Below are 333 nucleotides of genomic sequence, written 5' to 3' on the forward strand. Positions count from 1 at the left end.
TTCCCAAGCAAATTAGGATAAAGCGAAAATACCTTACATCACAAGATGAGGTTCCGATTCCATGTTGGATCGGTACTGAAGATTCCGTTAGATGTGCGGAAGCCGACAGAGACATAGTACGCTATGTCGATGAGGCTGACAAAGCAGATGACGGGATATGCAGTGCCGCTGATGAACGAAGCGGAAGGTTAAGTCAAGTGAATAAGGGCATACGGCGGATGCCTAGGCGTTTTGAAACGAAGAAGGACGCGATAAGCTGCGATAAGCTGCGGCGAGCTGCAAGTAAGCTATGACCCGCAGATTTCCGAATGGGGCAACCCGGCAAGAGTAACG

1 rRNA gene is annotated in these 333 nt (G+C 49.5%); it reads left to right on the forward strand.

The features are described 5' to 3' along the window. Nucleotides 1–191: 191 nt before the first annotated feature. A 23S ribosomal RNA gene (locus HMPREF9163_RS06930) occupies nucleotides 192–333 on the forward strand; the annotation flags it as partial.

The sequence above is a fragment of the Selenomonas sp. oral taxon 138 str. F0429 genome, from assembly GCF_000318175.2.
Taxonomy (GTDB): domain Bacteria; phylum Bacillota; class Negativicutes; order Selenomonadales; family Selenomonadaceae; genus Centipeda; species Centipeda timonae.